Consider the following 16714-nt stretch of genomic DNA (forward strand, 5'->3'; position numbering starts at 1 on the left):
CCGCGGCTGCCACCAACACCTGGCGACGCGGAAGCGCCTTCTGAAGGCAAGGAACTTTCCCGTCTCTGGCATTAGAACTTCTCGACGGCAGGCAGGTTTCAGACCGCCCGATCGCCATCTGCGGATTGACGGCCGGTGCCGAGGGAAGATCTCTTCCCAAGTCGAGACCCTTGAAAGTCTCCAGACCCAACGATCTCCTGAAGGCATTGAGAGAGAGCCTTGGAATGCAAAAAGATAGTGGCGGCAAGCCCAAGGCTGCAAATGCCAATTCTGGCAAAAGGAAGCCCGCAGCAAGCTCGGCTAAATCCGAAGGCAAATCCACTCGGAAGAAGGAGAGCTGATCATGGCACCACGTCGTCCATACTGGAGGGGCTATCTAAAACTGTCGCTCGTGACTTGCCCCGTAGCGATGGTGCCAGCGACCTCCGAGAGCGGGAAGGTGCGATCCACACAATCAATCAAGGAACCGGGAACCGCGTCGTGTCCCAATTTGTCGACAGCGTTACCGGCAAGCGGGTCAAGGACGCAGATGAGGCGAGAGCATACGAGCGTGGCGAGGAAGACTACATCATTCTGACCGACGACGATTTGCAAGCTGTCGAGCTGGAGACCGTTCGAACAATTGATATCGAGACATTCGTGTCTAGGGACAAGATCGAATGAATCTATCTCGACACGCCCTACTATTTAACCGCAAACGAGAAAATTGGTGATGAGGCATTTGCCGTCATTCGCGAGGCTATGAAGGCACGAGACGTTGTGGGCGTTTCGCGCGTGGTGCTCGGTCGTCGAGAGCGAGCCGTAATCCTTGAAGCCCGTGGAGATGGCATTATCGTCTGGACACTGCGGTTCGGTGACGAAGTCCGGGCCGAAGGTGACTATTTTGACGGTACCTACAAGCCTGCGCAGGCCGAAGCTGAAGCTCATTGCCGACAAAAGAAGGCTACGAAACCCCCACACGGATCCGGGACCGAGAGCAAAAAAGACAACGATCAGAAGTCCAGCAACGTCGTTGACATCATGGATGCGCTGAAGAAGTCCGTGCAGAAAGAACTAAGGGTGAAAGCGGACCGATAAAGGCTAGCCGGTCATGGACTCTGTGCCGCTTCGCTACCCATTGCAGCCCGTTGTTAGTCAACACGCAGGCTCTGGAAATGATGGCTTCGAGTACTTATCTGGGATCAGGCATCTTCGTCTTCGAACGAAGTCGCAGCGGCACTGCAACACCCCACAGACTGGAGAACGTCCATGGCTAACGCCAATGTCAAATCTGCGTCGGAGAAACCTTACGATGCAGTCACGCTCGCCAAGAAGCATCGGATATCTTTGGAGGACGCCAAAATAATCCTCGATGAACATGGCGACAACCGGAAGCTTGCCGACAAGGCGGCAAGGCGTATCGCGGCCTGAAAGGCGAGGACTTAGATGAACCGTTCGCATGACCAGACCCGCCGTGTTCCACTGACGAGCGCTTAGCGTAGCGCTATGTCATCGATCAGGCAGTTTCGGATGCAGCGAAAGCTCGGAAGCGCATGGCTGGGAGGCGACCATCGTCTTCATCTCGCGTCGTGTCGGATCTGGAGCGTCTAAAGCTCATTCCCGAAGAAACTATTGCCGGGCGACCTGTGCTGAGGTTCGTCGGGGCCGACACGTAATTGCTGGCCGTCTGAGCTTCCACCTCCACGGGCGCAGCCACCGAGCGAAATTGCCAGAGTTCGAACATGGCGATTTATTCTTGCCACCGCTCTTCTGAAAGCCAGTGCTGATGGCTCGCGCCACGTGGGTTTGACCAGTTGCCGCCCTAACAGCCGTGTGCGCAATCGAACGCTTCAAGGCAATGCCCTAATATTCGGGCCACCAGGCTGCTACAGCGTCCATTTCATTTGTCGCCTGTAGAGCGTCTGACGGCCAGTGGTGCCCCGGTGCGTCTTGCGCACAGCTGAGAGACGACGCACCTTCCTTTCCCTTGAAGCCCTTTGCCCCGTTTCTCTTGAGTCCTACTGCCTAACTGCGGCTTGCAGCCCAATCTTGAGCTTGCTCAATTCCAGCCGCTAGGCAGCGTTATGTCAATCGTCACTCTCCTTTCCCTGGATGATGCCAAGATCGACGTGGTCATGAATACTGTTTGCGCGTGGTGCCGACTTCAAGGCTACGACATCCATAGCGACACAGGAAAAGGCGCTTTGGAAATTGCGGTTTCGATGGCGCTAGGTGATACTTGGGACGCTGCATCATTCAGTGAGCGCTTTTTTGACCGGCTTGGTGCCCGTTCTTAACAAGCTCGTGCAGGCGCCACGATCTCTAAGGCCATCCAAAGGGCACTACTGTAAACCTCGCCATGCTTTGAGCGCCCTTTGGCAACTGCGCATTAGAAGCCGGTAATGTTCGCCGTTGCGGAAACGACCGCGATTTCCTGCGCTGTCATTCCTGCCGCGGCGCTGCTTCCCCACTTTGATATCTACGGTCACAGCGTGCCTCCTAGTCCTTTTGACTGAAGGTGTTTCCGAATATGTTCGCAGCTCGGATCGTGTTAGCGACGGTGAGCGCGCGTTGCTGGTGCAGTAGCCACAGAGTGAAATGTCGGGGATCTCAGTCCGTAACCTGCCCAAGTCCCGTAAAGCTCAATTAAGATCGGAGCGTAAGGCACTCAACAACACATGCGATATTGACATCCGATCATCTACACATGACAACGAAATTGCCAAACAGGGGAGAACGCCAATGGCCGACGAAAGCAATCCCAGCTCCGCACCAGCAGACGCGGTAGTGTCACCGGAAGCCCCGGTAAAAAAGAAGCGCGCACCGCGCGTTAAAAAGGTGGAGGCGAAAGCCGCCCCAACTATCGCGGAGCCGGCGAAGAAAAATCGCGGCGGTCGCCCGAAGCGTGCCGAGGCTCCTGCAGTACCTGAAGTCGTCAGCACCCCTACGACCCGAGCTAAGCGCACATCGTCGCCATCCGCAGCAGGCAAGCGCGGTCCAAATCGCGCTTCCACGTCCGCGACTGCATCTCCGCTGGCGGACGATTTGGCAGATCTTCTTAAGCTTGAAGAGGAAAACCAGCGCCTACGCAAGTCGCTCGCCGAGAAGCTTCGCACTGAGAACTCCGATCTGCGTAAGCGTCTTGGCCTAAAGTAATCATCGCGCGATGGCGGACGGTTTGCTCCTTGTCCGCCATCGGGTAAACTGGATTCTAGAGAATCGTTCGCCGGATCGGTACCTGATCCGGTTTCTGCGCCGCGTACATTAGGCGTGTCAAGCGAGAGGGAACCTCGATGTCGCCGTGGAACATCATCTCAAGATTCAGGTCCAAAAAGGACGTATCAAAGGCGAACGTCGTTTCGACAGTTTTGACCATCGGCTCCAAGGCCAGCTCTATGGAAGAGGATTTCGATGTTATAGCGGTTGCTCAGGTAAACGGTACGACAGCCCCGCCAAATCCTGACGCCAATCCTGTCCCCGTCATGACCAGTCCCGACGATCATGCAGTAAAACCCGTCGGCAGCCCGGCTGCGGAAGAGGTGGCTGTAGCGGAGGCCGAAGCGAAAGAATTTCCGGCAACTGCTCCGGCTAGCGAAATCTCCAACCCGCACGAGTCTAAGCGGCCGACCTACGATATCCGTGCGACCAAAAAGGCTCGAAAGGGACCCCGCATCACTTTAAAGGACAAAGAATCAGGGGCAAAAGTGCTACCGGCGACCCATATGCAGATCTCGGAGCAGGATGGCTATTTGGACGCGGTCTACGGCTTGGACGATGACATCAAGCAACTGAGGGCAGCGCTCGCTCAAAAGCTCGAGACCCAGAACGGCCAATTAAGGAATATGCTTTCGCGTTTTGAGGGCAGCTGAAAGTGCGATACCTCGAGTGGGAGAAGAAGCGTCGCTGCGAGTAAATCAGATAAACTGATTGACTGCCGCGTGGTGCAGATGAATGCCGATGCATAGCCCGCCAGCTCTCGGGACGGACGGTATGAGGCAACCGGCGGATCTTTTGATACGCGGCGGCGCGATGGATGTATCTTTGGCTCGGTCTTCCCGAGGCATCCCGGCCCGAGCTATCTTGACATGACCAAGCTCCCGCACCCTTTGTTGATCACACACCCTTCGCGTCGTCCTCGCGCACGGCGCAGCTCAATGAGGTTGTTGTGAAGAACTTGGAAGTCTGTTCTCCTCAGGACTGGGCAGCAGGATGGCTCAACCTTCGGCACATACACTTCGGTTCGCTCCGCACGCCAGACTTGCGGTCGACAACGGTACACGGAATAGTCACATGTCGCTTTTCGCCGCCCCCGATCCTGCACAGCAGCTATTGGATTCCCTGAATGCGTTTTTTGAGTGGTGTCCCATTGAGGGCGACAGTGCCGCCAGCGCTTTACGTCGCAGCATTGATACCGCGAAATGGAGCACGGAGCACAATCCTATGATTGCTAGGCGCTATTGCCTCGAACTCGGCTGGACGCCGGACGATCTCGCTGCAATGATGGTCATGCAATGTAGTCTTGCCTCAATGACTAGCGGAGAGTTCACATTGTCGCCGGGCAAATTGAACCCTGAAGGAGAAGGATTTCGGAGTATCTTCGAGCTGTGCCTGCAAACGTTGGTCCTCACTGGTCGTATAAGCCTTGAAATCGCCGACATCGAGCGACGAGAACTCGCAGCGGAAATCGCCGAGCTCTAAGCTTTTGGCACCGCTCTTAGCCGCATCCCAGTGCTCTCACGAAAGTTCGAGAGCCAGTTGATGAGATATCTACTGTTTTTTCTGTCAGCGCCCCCACCGCGCGACTTGGGGGGCGTGTCGATCCAGGAGACACGCGGGCGGCGTTCAATAAAGATGCCAGAGTTACCCGCGCGCGTTTCCAAGGCAAAAATGCGACCCGGCCGAAGACTGGTCTGAGGCCCTCAGCGATTAAGCGTCGCGGCGAGCCGGTCTTGCCTCAGACTGTGGCGTTAGCGCAGCTCGAGACAATACCGTCCTCATTCCGGCTTAACACTATTTCACCGGCGATCGGTGCCATCTTCGAACGTTTGCTTGCGGAACCTCAACTTGAGTTCCGCATTAAGGTGACGTCTGTTTGGCCCTTGCCAGGCCAGTGAGAAGTCGACAATCAAACACGCGCTGTGTGCCATCATTAAGGCTCTGTTGTGATGCCAGTGGAGGAAGGATGCGGCAATATAGTTGGACCTTGATGAAGCCTGGTGCCGTGCCCACTGTTGGTCTTGGAACAATTAGTGAAGTCGAAAGCGCAATCCATCGATGCCAGCTGAAGGGAATTCCATCTGCCAGTTGGCTTGTTCAGGAACTCCGGAAACGACAAGATCTGGCTGGCGCGGCGCACTATACTCATTCAATGGGAAAACCAGACGAATGGCGTTTTGCTTGGATCGAAATCCAGATTTAGGCCAAGCCCGTTTTGTTTTGTACGGTCGACACAATCGACATTTCCGGGAAATTAATTACCCAGTTGAATGGCGCGGGACGGGGTCGTCCGCTTTCTCCAACTGCCTGGAGACGGCCGCGCGTTTGCCTCGGGCGGCCGTCACGCGGACACCTGCTTGGTGGGAGTCGGTGGTCACGATAGCACCTTTCCATCGTTGTCTACGTTCTGGTAGGCCTATCAACGATCTGGCAGCTCGGTGCGATTTTCCGTGTGATTTTAGCGGGCCCGACAGCTGCTGAAGCAAATTCCATTCCCCACTAACAAAACCGATGAAGCATGAGAGCATGAGTGACATTCAACCCGCGAAATTCTATAGTGTGCAGGGCGGTTAGCTTATGCTTATCGCTCTCGCCTTTTCGTAACGCCAAGAGGATTAATTAGAGGCGGTGCGCAACACTTTCCGGCGACACTGATACGTGCCAGCAGGTTCGCTGGATACGCAGTAGAATAAACCAGTTCGGGCTGGCCCAGGGGTTCTGAGAAGATAGCGGGCATGTTCTTTGATCCGGCTTGCAAGGCCTACACGTCCTCGATCTGCCACTTGTTGGTCGGCCGGGCGGGCGGTACGTCTCGCTCTCCCAACTGCGGTCTGTCGCGCAGCGCATCGGCTTCCTTCTCGATCACGTAGATGATCGAGAGCTTGTCCGCGCCCTTGGCCACAAGCTCGTCGACAAGGTCGGCAATCCGCGGCTTGATCTCTGCCAACGCCATCTGAGGGTTCTTTGCTTCTGCCATCACGCTTTCCTAGATCCGCGGGCCTGCCTCAATAAGTTCGACGTCCTCAGCCAGGACGAGAGACGCCGGAGGGTTGAGTTCAACGCATCCTTCAATCAGCCCGGAAATGTAGGCGAGCGCGTTCTTCATACCGTTGATCGTGTACGGCTTCTCAATCGCGCCGAGTGCTCCAGCGAAATCTCTCGGTATCTTCTTGATGTTGCCGCTGACAAACACATAGGGAATGTTCTTGGCGGCTAAGTCCCGCCCCACCTCGATGCCTGTGGGACCATCTTGTAGATGGATATCCACGAAGGCGAATTCCGGCCGCTGCGCCGCGATTGCTTCCCGTGCCTGGTCTCGGGTAGCGGCAGTACCGATCACTTGATGGCCGGCCATCTCCACCTCGTTCTCAAGCTCCATCGCCAACAGCATTTCGTCCTCAACAATAAGTACTTTCAATTTTCACTCTCCTGCGGCGATTCCACGAGCATCGTTACGTCAACAGTGGTTCGATGACCCGCGGTCCGTCTTTCGATCTTTGCCCCAACTTGCCTTGCAGAGGTCTCCAAAAGGATACGGCCGATTTCAGCGGTCTCGATATCTACTTCCACTGGAATTGAAGTGTCCTCTACGCGGATCAGAAAATGACCGTTCAGTCGCTTGACGACCACGTGGATCTGGCCGCCGCCATCACTCAGCCCCCGGCGTACGGCGTCCCCAACAAGTTCGTTAACGATAAGCGCCAGCGGGGTGGCTTTCACCGCTGGGACATAAACTGGATGAAGCTCATGCGTCAGGCGAATATCCGGCCGCTTGATAGCACCGACCAGATCCGAGACCATTTCGCGGGCAACGTCCGCGATATCGAAGCGGGAAACGTCGTCCAGCGTAAACAGTTTGCGCTGGACCGTACTGAGAGCTTCAACGCGGTTGAGCACTGACATGAGGATCTGTCGATGGTCTTGGATCTTCGTTATGCGAGCCTGCAATTTTACGATTGATGCCATCGTAAGCAGGTTGTTCTTCACCCGATGATCGACCTCATGCACGAGTAAGGTTTTTGCGCCCAGCGCTGATTGAAGCCGTTCAGTGTTCTTCGCGACCTCCTCTTCGGCTTTGTGGTGTGCCGCAGCGAGGTCGGCCTCGCGGCTCTTGACGTTGGTGAAGTCCAGCTGAGATGCGAAGAAGTAGACAATTCGGTTGTCGTCATCCCTGACGGGAGACAAGAAAAGAGCGTTCCAGAACTCGCTGCCATCCTTCTTATAGTTCAGGATATCGACGGCGATATCAGAGCCGGCTTCCACAGAAGCACGGATCCTAGCGACGGCCTCACGACTGGTGTTGGGCCCCTGCAAGAACCGACAATTCCGGCCGACGACTTCTTCAGCAGAGTAGCCGGTCAACTTCTCGAACGCCGCATTGCAAAATATAATCGGATTGTCGTCCTGATTGGGATCGGTAACGATCATCGGCATCCTGGTCGCCTTGAAGGCCGCGGCGAAGGGGTCTTCACGAACGTGCCTGGCGACAAGGCGGTCGCCGGCGGTTTGTGCAGCATTCCTTCTTTGTTCGTTATCAGTCATAACATCTCAGATTGTGGTTGAGCAGGGTGCGGTAGACTGCGGCGAAACCGGCATCGTGCGCAACCGAATTTCGAATTCATCGGCCCGCAAAGGGGGCTTTTTTTGTAAGAACAAGCGGACTGGTCTTCTCACTCAAAGAAAGCCCGGGCACTCAGCATCCGTTCTAAAGAATTGTGCCACGCCGGTTTGTCAATAATCGCGTCTCCAACTGCGCGGACTTTGCCGGATGCAGGCAACCGGCGATCAAAATCAGCTTTATCTGTGGCACAATTCACCAAAGGTCACGCCGGCGTTCTCACCAGCAATACAAACGAGAAAGCCCCCTGCAGCAGTAAGGCCAGTCACGAAATGGAATAGAGTGAAAAAAGTTCCATCCCTCCAGCAGTTGGCGCGGTTACAAAATACGCAGCGCGCTCTTTTTGGGGGTTGGCGATAGAGGAGGCAGCGCTCCGGCCCACGCGCCGCGATTATCGCAGCACGATAATCAGCTCGCAACGCCGGGTGGTTGATAAGGCGACAGCATAATGCGCGAGTGCATGTTTGTCTGATCACCAGATGGTCAGCCCGTCTCTTCCGCCACGAATTGGAGAAGGTGAACTTTATCGAGTTCGAATCCTTTGCCGGCCGTTAATGCAGCTGCCTGAGCCTTGCTGTCGTGGAACCATGTTCATATCTCGATGTTAGACGAGCATCATAAACATGAGTTGATGCATGCGATCCATCCCCATGAGTTTGGTCGCTTATCAATCATTGAGCCGCAATATCTGCAGCAAAAATTGGAGGATGCCGTGAACTATATTTGGCTTTTTGTCGTCTCCGGCGGGGCGGCCCTCTTGGGGTTCGCTCTGGCGTTCGGAATGACATCGCAGGATCCTAAGAGATCGATTGGAGCGATTGCCGGCTCTTTTATAGTGGCTATCCTCGCGCTCGGAGCTGGGATCTACGTATCCCAAGCATCTACAGCGCCGATCCAGCCCCCGGACAGAAGTCATACCGAGGAAAACCTTCCGGCTGGACCGGCGCACACAGAAGAGCTGCCGGGGGAACCGAAATCCCAATGACGACCTTGCTTGCCGGACGACCAGCTTTTCGCCTGCGGTCCTGCTCTGAGTTCTTGACTGTCTCTGCCGGGCGACGTTCTTCACCGCAAGCATCTAAGCGCGTTCATCTCGCTCACATGTTCTGACGTGACACCAATCCTGGCGATCTCCCTCGTCATCGGCAGGGTAAACACCACTCCCCCCGGTTCGCACCCGGAGTTCGAGATCCTGGGCTGCGGCAATGACGGGGGTCACCGTCGGGCTGCTCATGGCAGAGAGCCCCATGAGAATAAACTTCGTCATTCTGCGCATTTCGATTTCCTCCGTTCGCGAAACATCGGACAGATCCTATTGTTCCAATGCAGGCAAGCGCGGCTGAGGCAGAGGTCGGAGAAGAACTTGCTGAGGGAGGGGTGTGCGAGTATCCATCTTTCTCTAAAGGACGCGGCGTGCCGCTCGGATGGTTTGGCAGCGCGCCCGGGCCGCTGAACTGATGCAGACTAACCGCCGCCAAGCTGTCGCGGAAGGGGCGCCATACCCTGATTGATTGCGTGGCAAACGATCATGGAGCCCCGTGCGGGTAGCGCTCGCACCGTTCCGCGACGGTGGAAACTAGGCGATAAGGAAAAGCGGTGACCATCGTGGTGAACCGGCTTCGATGCGCAGGCTATCTTCAAAAAGTTTTTCACGCTATTGCTCAACCTCTCCAGCGCATCGATGTCTCGAGCTACGGGAGCGTCTTCGCTCCAGGTCTATTTCCTTCCGGTCAGCCTGGATGATACCGCTGGTGACATCAAAAAGCCTGATGATGCCGGGGTGACAGCAAGAATAAAGGGCAGTCTGTTTTTCGAACCGTCGAGACACGAAGCCATCTCGATGCAGTTGCGTGATCGCATAGGTAACATTGCGTCGGGTCGTACGGCATTTCCCTGTTAGTTCGCTGATGCTCATTTCGTGCCCGATGAGGTGAGACACAACACGGAAGCGAACCGGGTTCGCCAATGCATCCAGTAGAGAGACTTTCAATCGGATTTCGTCGTCCATGATGTCGGCTGCTCCTTCTTCCATATCTGGAGCACCAGCGTTGAAGCGCCACCTGTCTGTGCGTTGCCGTACCAAATTGATTAGACGGGATTTCAAGCGCCTGCTAATAAAAGAAGTACCAGTGCCATCGGATAGGTTGCATGCCAGTATACTGTCCGAGCACGTCTGCGCTGCGGATGGATGGGCACAGTCTGGATCGCAAGCCTTGGGGAAAGCCTGTGCACGTTGGCAATCGTTTTTGACGAGCGATGGAACGATGCTGCGAAGCGGTAAAGGCCCCGACCTCTCCACGTGGATGCCCCCATGCTTTTCAAAATTCGATGACTCCCGCGGTCTCGAGCTCGTTGTTCGCGGTCGCGATTTTAGCGAGCTTGGCATGAGGCTAGCTCTCGTGGAAGTGGCACGCGTCACGAGCCGCGGAGTATCAATCAACGGCTGGCAGGCCAGATTGCTAACCTGGGGGTGCTCTCCTCGTTAGTTAATCCAGGTCCTCCGAGTTCAAGCCAGCTGCAAAATCTCGTCTCGCGTTTGCGACAAGCTCACCGGTGTCGGTAATTCCAGTCTTCGACAGTTGGATGAGCAAGGTTGTGAGACGAAGCACACACTGTCGATCGCGCTCGACCTTGAACTCTCTGCAGAGGGTCTTCAACGCGGCATTGAGGACCAGAGTGTCGAGCATAAACAAATCACTCCTGATAATCAGGCAAGGCGGCGGCGAAGAAATGCGTTTTCAGCTCGCAGTTTTTCGACAAGAAGCGTTCGCAGCCTCCTGTTTTCATCTTCGAGCTGCTGCAGCTCGGCCCGCTCTTCCTCAATGGCGAGGAAGGGGGGCAGGAGAGAAACTTCAGACCGTGCCGCTGACTTCCGGGGTTTATATTTAGTCGTTACTGGATCAGACGTGGGCGACTTCGGCTTTTGCGCACGAGGCCGCTTCTTTTCCGCGCTTTTTGACAGGTTGCTGGTCGCCGCCTCCGCAACTGCGGCAGCGGGGACTGTATGCGCGTCAGTTGATTTTGGGACACTTTCGTCCTTCGTCTCTGCGATGGCAGGAGAGATGTCGCTTCTCATCCCGAGTTCGGTTCTCGGCTCAGCGCCCTGTTCCACAGCTTTGACTTGCAGCGGCAAGTCGCTGTGCTGCCGCTCAACGGCCGGTGCCTGCTGCGTCTCGCTTCTCGCCCCAATCTCAGCTGCTGGTCGCCGCATATTGGAGTGTAGTTCATTCTCCACGTCTTCTGAAATCGACTTTAGGTCCAGGTTTCCCCAGATGGACGTCGGCTTATCAGCACTCCGACGGTTCCCCCCCTTGTACTCCACTATGAAATTTTTGTGCGCTCTTTTCATCGGTTTCGCCCTCGCTGTCGAAGAGGCCAATTCTGCCATCCGCATCAACTATTCAAATCGCTATCTGATGTAAATGGAGCTGCGCAAGTTTCGACAGCCTGCCCATCAACGCGACCTGCTCCAGCATCATCTAATGACACTTGTCCAGGACGGAACAATCAAAGCCGTCTCTGCCGTAGCATGCCGACGCCGGTCACACCGCCTCCCAAATCACTCGAATAGCCACTGCCCTGCAGAAGGTTGGCGCCGAGCTCGAAAAAGGTGAACAGCCAAGGTGGGCCGCTACGCCAGGCAGATCGGCGACAGCGTCCAAGCTATCGCCGAAGACATGGAAGACAAGGAACTCGGCGCCTTGCTGGGAGGGCCGAGGACTTCGGTCGTAAGCAGCCACTGGCAGGAGCGGTGGGCCGGCCACCTAGGGCCTTAAGGAAACGGCGGAGCCGGGGTTCTGGTTTTCAGCGCCACCTTCAAGCTTGCGCCTCAATTTGGGGCACTGCCGGTCCCGGAGCGTTAATCCGCAGTAGCGTTGCAGGCCAGCGTCACCAGCACATGAAGGGGGAAACGCCGACCACGCTCATGCTCATCGGCTCGGGCCAAGGTAGAACGTGTCCCTTACAATAGACGAGCATCGAACCGATCGGATTTTTTCGAGCCGGTCGCCGAGTAGTCAAGTGTCATCGGCACGATACCCTTCGTCAATTAAACCGAATATGCTGACGGGCGTTTCAAGACCGCGCAACCGATGGGATCCCAGTGCTACAACCTCTGAAGAGCAATTTGCTAGTGATATGAACTCCGCAGAAAGCAACACTGATTGTTTGGTCTTCTTGGTGAATTCCTCCAGCCTCGATGCGATGTTGACCGCAGGTCCGATCGCAGTGAAATCCAGACGTTTCCGCGACCCTATGTTGCCATACATGACATCGCCGACATGTACCCCAATGCCGTAGCGCAGAGCGTCCTTACCGGTTTCCAGAAGTTGACCGTTCAGGGTTTCCATTCGCGATTGCCCCTCTTTGATCGCGTAGAGGAGATCGTCGCAGGCGTCCGGGTTGCTGAGCGGGAAAATAGCCAGAAGGCCATCTCCCATAAACTTCAATATCTCGCCACCGCGGGTCTCGATTGGGTCACAAATCGCGTCGAAGTAGCCGTTTAGAATTTCGATTATATCGTCACGGGGCCACAGATCTGACAAGGCCGTGAAGTCTCGCAGGTCGCAGATCATGATTGCGGCTTTGAAGGTCTTTCCACTGCCTCGTGTCGTAGCACCGGCTAGAATTTCAGCGCCTGCGTGAGCGCCTACGTATGTTTCGAGAAGCGTGCGGGCCATGGCATTCTTCATCCGGATCTCGCTTGCCAGTGCCAGCGCAGGCAACAAGTCCTTCAGGTAATCCATGTCGTGCTGGAGGAACCCATGCGGTTTCTTGGTGGCAAAGGTGACGACGTGGCACTTTCCGAGTGTATGTTTGATCGGCCACGCAACATAGTCGGTATATCCCTCGCGGTGGAGCTCTTCAAAAAGTGGGTATTTGGATATCTCGCCGGTACGCGCAAAGAGATGTTGCCGTACTTCCGAAGCTCCGTTGTAAATTTCAGTGGCTGGTTTGCGGAGGAAAATCTCAGTGGTGTCGACGTTGTAGTCGAATGTATCGATCTCGGCTTCGACTGCACCGGTTTGCCACAGTATCCGGGCACCCTGCCATTGCGGATGCTGAATTCTTAGGTGAAGAGACGATCTGGCGACTGATATACCGTCAGCCACGAGCCTCTCGCACATGTCCACCAGCAAGTTGTCAAGGAACCGCTGCGCGCTCGTGTCATTCATCAACCAGTCGAGGACCGCTCGACGCTTGTGGGGCCACGATCCACTGCGCGTGCGTGGAAGGTGTGAAACGGTATTGCTCATAGAGGTCCTCCTGCCCGCGCATCCTAAGGGTGCCAAGCGCAATGGGGAAGGAGGTTTTGTCCATCAAGCTGTAGTTCCTCAGATTGTCGGCGCTTATCGCCCGAGGCTCAACCTGGCAATCTAGTTGCAGACCTGAACCCGTTCAGTATGATAACCGTAATCGTATCGGTCCTGCACCGTCCTGCGTTCGTACCAGCACTCCCGAGCCGGAGCCGCATAATATCGCGGTGCGCTGTTTTCTATCGAGCCAGCTATGATGCCCCCGATCAGACCACCTGCAAGCCCGCCTGCAATTGCGCCGCCATAGTCATTGTGATGTCTATGCCTGCGCCAATCCCGCCGCGGTCCGTCCCAGCCATCCCAACCGCGGTGATCCCGCCACCCGCGATTGTAGTAGTCCTGCGCGTCCGCGGCCGCGGGAGCCAGGGCGACCGGAGCGGCAAATGCAGCGACCACCGCAGCTAAAACAATCTTTTTGAACATTAGGTTACTCCGATTTTGGTGCCCCGCTCCTACCGCGGGCGTCGCCGGTTTGGATAAGAATTACGACGCGCGGCATGAATTCAAGCTGAATGACCCGTTTATCCATGTGTCAGCTTAGCACGTCCCGGACGCCAAACGGTGGCTGGCGGCCCACCGGATAGGCACCTTGCCCGTGCTTGGTCGAGGCGCTAGTCGTCTCGCGCAACGCTCAAGAACACCTTCCTCAGTTGCTGTTCGCGCATTCGGTTCGGTCATCAAGCGGGTCCGCCGACATGCTCACGGCTCATCGCGCTGCCACCCCATAGACCGACACTGCTTCTCAGCCACGTATTGGGCGTCTGAGAGGCTTCTGTACTGACCTGGAAGATCATAACGGCGCCGCTGAAAAACGAAGAAGGCCTTCCCATCAATTCTGTTGTACGTGACCAACGGTGCGTCTTCTTCATTGCTCATGCAGGGCATCCCTCGTTTTTCGCGGGAGTAACCCGCGAACAGGGCGTCGGTTCCGTTCATCGCGGATGGTCGACGAAGCCGAGCGTGTCACGCCGATGCGGATCGCGACGCGCCGCGGCCCCGCATGGCGGATGACGAGCTCCTTATCGATGAACCGGGAAGAAAAACGGCGCGTGCCGCTTGAACGGACACGCGCCTAAAAATGAGGTGCACTCATGGGGGAATGCAGCCCGAAGATGGCAGCGGATGGTTAAGATCCGGTTAACGCGCCACACCGTGATGAGGGGTCCTGGCTTAGGCCCTGAACGGATGGATACATCCTTCCAGCGTTATCCATTTCGCAACCGGTTTCCGGCTCAGCCATGACAATGGTTCTGGCCTTGGCTGTGATGAAACGGCGACCCACGTGATTTAGATGACCCCCGCGCCCCAAGCGCGACCGACGAGGGTCATCAACTTTGCCTAAATTTCCTGACGCGATTGTGGACGCCGCAGCTTGCTTCCGAGCACCAGATCCGCCGTCCGCCTTTTGATGTATCGAGAAACAACCAACCGCAATTGTCGCCTTTGCACTCCTTCACCGATCGTCGGTTCGGTCGCGACACTAGCAGGTCGGCAGCGGAGCTCGAAAGCACATGCACGAGGTCGGCGGGCGTCTCGACCTTCGTTGTCCAAGCCCACCCGCCGGCAAGTTGCTCGAAGACTTGATGGCTTCGAGCAACGATCGCAGCCGCTTTGACGACATTTGCATCACCTTCCGGGGCAATTGCGCCCCCGTCTTCTTCGAGAAAGACACGATAAAGGCTCTCACGGAGATCAATTCCCGTCGCCAGCGCCTTGGCAGCCGCCCCAGGGCTAGCCTCTGCCGCCTGCCTTAGAGTTGCAGCCGCAGCCCCAGAAATGAGATCCACCCTTTGACTGAAAGTGACAAGGTCGACGAACTTTGTCAGGAGATCCGGGCCCAACCGACCTCGGCGGCTGTCAACTGTATTGACAAAATCCAGGGCGGGGTGCCCGCCGCTCAAGCGCATGGTGCTTACTGATTTCGCCATAGGGAACCCGATGATGCTGCCGAAGTTGTAACGGTATAAATTGATTTTACGCGTTACACAATCGGGGTCCAAGCCATGTCAGGTTCAAACTACGGGAAATTTGCAGTCCTCTGCGCTGTCTGGGGTTTAACCTGGATCGCCGTCAAGTTCGGCGTCACGAGCTTGCCACCAATGCTTTTTGCAGCTTTGCGTTTCGTCGCTGCAGGAACTGTCTTCTTGGGGATTGCGATGTGGCAGGGTCAGTCGATACGAGCGCTGGCTGTTGATTGGTGCGGGCTAATTATAGCCAGTCTGCTGATGATCACGCTGTGCTATGGCCCACTCTTCTGGGGAATGACAAAGATACCTTCAGGCACTGCCGCGGTGCTGGAAATGTCTTTGACACCGGTTTGCCTGTTCGTTTTCGGGGTGGCTTTGCGTCAGGAAACCTGGAGCTGGGCACCAGCGATCGGTCTCGCCGTCGGATCCCTCGGACTATATCTGCTCTTCGTCGGTGAAGCACAGGTGAGCTACGATAGGGGCGCCTGGCTTGGCATCCTTGCCGTTTGCTGGGCTGCGGCTTCGTCCGCATTGGGCTCGGTGCTCGCAAAACCGCTCATTGCAAGACACGGAAGCGCAGTTGTTGCGGGCTCGACAACATTCCTCGGCGGGCTGCTGCTTTCCGCCGGGGCCGTGATCTGCGGCGAAAACCCAAGCGCATTAGCATTAAGCAACTGGACTATGGGAGCGTTCGCAGGATGGCTTTTCCTGGTGATTTTTGGTTCGCTGGTCGGTTACAGACTGTACATGCAGCTCCTGAGGGACGCCGGACCGAGCCGAGCCGGTATGTTCGCCTTTGTTTCTCCCGTCATCGCCGTCGTTGTTGGCGCCCTCTTTGCGCAGGAAACGATTACAGTCGCGAACGTCATTGGCATAATGCTCATGCTGTTGTCGGCGGCAACGTGCCTGTGCGGTCCACGATCTTCGGAGAAGGCAACTCCGCGTCGATGAAGGGCGCCATTACGTCTACCGCGTATAGCTCAACGCCGTTTTCTGGCCGGCTTTGAAATCGGCGGCGGGACCGGCGAAGGCTTATCCTTGCCCAACTCAGGGGCTGAAGCAGCTGGATTTTCACCGGTCACCTCCGCCGCTACTTCCGCCTCTGTCGCTTCATGTTGATCTTCGGCTCGTTGCCAATGATCAAGATCAGCACCTTCCGGTCTTCCTTCGTCTTCCCAAATCTTGTAAGCCCGCTCGCGTCGCTTCTGGTCTTTGTCGTTCATGGAACCGTCCTCCCGTTCTTCCTTTGCGCATAACCAACATGTGGCGTACTAGTTCCGCAGCTAGGATCCGGATTGACGGCACCTGCGGTTGCACCGCGCCCATTGCGGTTCTATTGAGCTCATCCAGGAGTGCGGGTTCGAGACGCAAGGATCGCCCGGAAAATGGGCTTTCCTTCTTGTGTGACAAGGCCATCACACTTTGGTGCCGACCCCTAGCGTCGTGTGACAACGGACAGGCCGTGCAAAAGCGCCGGAAGGCGACAATCGCGCCTCTCGGCTGGAAAGGGTATCGACACCAATCGGCTAATAGCCGCATCTGAGAGTGGAAAGCCATGCAACCGGTGGAACCGCGGTAACTCTTTCGGCCGCCGCCAAGAACGTGGGAGATCGTCCGCT

General features: G+C 56.2%; 15 protein-coding genes and 1 pseudogene. 8 read left to right on the plus strand and 8 right to left on the minus strand.

Translation table 11 applies throughout. The features are described 5' to 3' along the window. Nucleotides 1-343: 343 nt before the first annotated feature. The 6 genes and pseudogenes from ku (at nucleotide 344) to ACODR6_RS22545 (ending at nucleotide 4677) form a co-directional block, all read left to right on the plus strand. Nucleotides 344-1077 (plus strand): annotated as a pseudogene (ku, locus tag ACODR6_RS22520) (non-homologous end joining protein Ku). Between the two features lie 171 nt (nucleotides 1078-1248). After that, complete coding sequence (locus ACODR6_RS22525; RefSeq protein WP_203431224.1) at nucleotides 1249-1410, plus strand: hypothetical protein; 162 nt, start codon at nucleotides 1249-1251, stop codon at nucleotides 1408-1410. Between the two features lie 653 nt (nucleotides 1411-2063). Further along, the gene (locus ACODR6_RS22530; RefSeq protein WP_203431225.1) at nucleotides 2064-2276 is read left to right on the plus strand and encodes a hypothetical protein; all 213 of its coding nucleotides are present in this window, start codon (nucleotides 2064-2066) and stop codon (nucleotides 2274-2276) included. Between the two features lie 445 nt (nucleotides 2277-2721). Further along, nucleotides 2722-3135 carry a hypothetical protein gene (locus ACODR6_RS22535; RefSeq protein WP_489024594.1) on the plus strand — a complete coding sequence of 138 codons (414 nt, stop codon included), beginning with the start codon at nucleotides 2722-2724 and terminating at the stop codon, nucleotides 3133-3135. A 137-nt stretch (nucleotides 3136-3272) separates the two neighbouring features. After that, nucleotides 3273-3848, plus strand: coding sequence for a hypothetical protein (locus ACODR6_RS22540; RefSeq protein ID WP_203431227.1), 576 nt, complete (start codon nucleotides 3273-3275; stop codon nucleotides 3846-3848). Between the two features lie 421 nt (nucleotides 3849-4269). Beyond that, on the plus strand, nucleotides 4270-4677 hold the full coding sequence (locus ACODR6_RS22545) for a hypothetical protein (RefSeq protein ID WP_203431228.1): 408 nt from the start codon (nucleotides 4270-4272) through the stop codon (nucleotides 4675-4677). Between the two features lie 1279 nt (nucleotides 4678-5956). On the opposite strand, the gene ACODR6_RS22550 is transcribed toward ACODR6_RS22545, so the two are convergent. From ACODR6_RS22550 to ACODR6_RS22560, 3 genes are read right to left on the minus strand one after another with little or no spacing between them, the layout of a single operon-like run. Next, nucleotides 5957-6172 (minus strand): hypothetical protein, encoded by a 216-nt coding sequence (locus ACODR6_RS22550; RefSeq protein WP_203431229.1) that lies wholly within the window; start codon nucleotides 6170-6172, stop codon nucleotides 5957-5959. A 9-nt stretch (nucleotides 6173-6181) separates the two neighbouring features. Then, complete coding sequence (locus ACODR6_RS22555; RefSeq protein ID WP_112715815.1) at nucleotides 6182-6613, minus strand: response regulator; 432 nt, start codon at nucleotides 6611-6613, stop codon at nucleotides 6182-6184. Continuing rightward, nucleotides 6610-7737 (minus strand): PAS domain-containing protein, encoded by a 1128-nt coding sequence (locus tag ACODR6_RS22560; protein ID WP_489024598.1) that lies wholly within the window; start codon nucleotides 7735-7737, stop codon nucleotides 6610-6612. The genes ACODR6_RS22555 and ACODR6_RS22560 overlap by 4 nt, the downstream gene beginning before the upstream one ends. Before the next feature lie 677 nt (nucleotides 7738-8414). On the opposite strand from ACODR6_RS22560, the gene ACODR6_RS22565 reads away from it, so the two are divergent. After that, entirely contained in the window at nucleotides 8415-8798 is a 384-nt protein-coding gene (locus tag ACODR6_RS22565; RefSeq protein ID WP_489024600.1) for a hypothetical protein, read from the plus strand. A gap of 669 nt (nucleotides 8799-9467) precedes the next feature. Here ACODR6_RS22565 and ACODR6_RS22570 read toward each other — a convergent pair. The 4 genes from ACODR6_RS22570 to ACODR6_RS22585 all read right to left on the minus strand — a co-directional run bounded on the left by ACODR6_RS22570 (nucleotide 9468) and on the right by ACODR6_RS22585 (nucleotide 15056). Then, complete coding sequence (locus tag ACODR6_RS22570; protein ID WP_203431231.1) at nucleotides 9468-9821, minus strand: ArsR/SmtB family transcription factor; 354 nt, start codon at nucleotides 9819-9821, stop codon at nucleotides 9468-9470. 699 nt (nucleotides 9822-10520) lie between these two features. Next, entirely contained in the window at nucleotides 10521-11162 is a 642-nt protein-coding gene (locus tag ACODR6_RS22575) for a hypothetical protein (RefSeq protein WP_489024602.1), read from the minus strand. A 667-nt stretch (nucleotides 11163-11829) separates the two neighbouring features. Then, nucleotides 11830-13068, minus strand: a complete 1239-nt coding sequence (locus ACODR6_RS22580; RefSeq protein WP_203431233.1) for an adenylate/guanylate cyclase domain-containing protein — start codon at nucleotides 13066-13068, stop codon at nucleotides 11830-11832. A gap of 1388 nt (nucleotides 13069-14456) precedes the next feature. Next, a complete protein-coding gene (locus ACODR6_RS22585; RefSeq protein WP_203431234.1) occupies nucleotides 14457-15056 on the minus strand; it encodes a CGNR zinc finger domain-containing protein in 600 nt (199 codons plus the stop codon). A 75-nt stretch (nucleotides 15057-15131) separates the two neighbouring features. Here ACODR6_RS22585 and ACODR6_RS22590 point away from each other — a divergent pair, with 75 nt between their 5' ends. Then, nucleotides 15132-16046 carry a DMT family transporter gene (locus tag ACODR6_RS22590; protein WP_203431235.1) on the plus strand — a complete coding sequence of 305 codons (915 nt, stop codon included), beginning with the start codon at nucleotides 15132-15134 and terminating at the stop codon, nucleotides 16044-16046. Nucleotides 16047-16075: 29 nt separating this feature from the next. Here the strand turns inward: ACODR6_RS22590 and ACODR6_RS22595 are convergent, their stop codons facing one another. Beyond that, entirely contained in the window at nucleotides 16076-16318 is a 243-nt protein-coding gene (locus tag ACODR6_RS22595; protein ID WP_203431236.1) for a DUF2934 domain-containing protein, read from the minus strand. Nucleotides 16319-16714 lie beyond the last annotated feature (396 nt).

Source organism: Rhizobium sp. FG96 (genome assembly GCF_057808655.1).